1 protein-coding gene is annotated in these 427 nt (G+C 64.9%); it reads right to left on the reverse strand.

The features are described 5' to 3' along the window. Positions 1-427, reverse strand: a 427-nt coding sequence (locus tag ACCD00_RS30775; protein ID WP_413428939.1) for an immunoglobulin-like domain-containing protein, incomplete at both ends; no start/stop codon positions are given.

Below are 427 nucleotides of genomic sequence, written 5' to 3' on the forward strand. Positions count from 1 at the left end.
GGCAGGCTGCCGGAGCTCTGGCCTTCGGCGATGGTGATGACCTTGCCGCTGTCGAGGGTCACGGTGACCGGACCGTTCTGCGCGGTGACCGGTTGGCCCTGGGCATCGGTCAGGGTCGCGGTGTAGGTGATGGTGCCGTTTTCGTCCACGCTCGGGGTGGCGGTCAGGGTCACGGTAGTGGAGTCGTTGACGTCGTTGACCGTGGTGGTCACTGGCGTTTTCACCGGATTGATCGCTTCGAGGTTGCCACCGTCGGCCGATTTAATCGACTCAGTAACGGTGGTTGGCCCTTTGTAAGCGTCGTTGCCGACGGTGACCGGCAGGCTGCCGGAGCTCTGGCCTTCGGCGATGGTGATGACCTTGCCGCTGTCGAGGGTCACGGTGACCGGACCGTTCTGCGCGGTGACCGGTTGGCCCTGGGCATCGG

This window comes from Pseudomonas sp. Pseusp3 (genome assembly GCF_047304225.1).
GTDB lineage: Bacteria > Pseudomonadota > Gammaproteobacteria > Pseudomonadales > Pseudomonadaceae > Aquipseudomonas > Aquipseudomonas fluorescens_CD.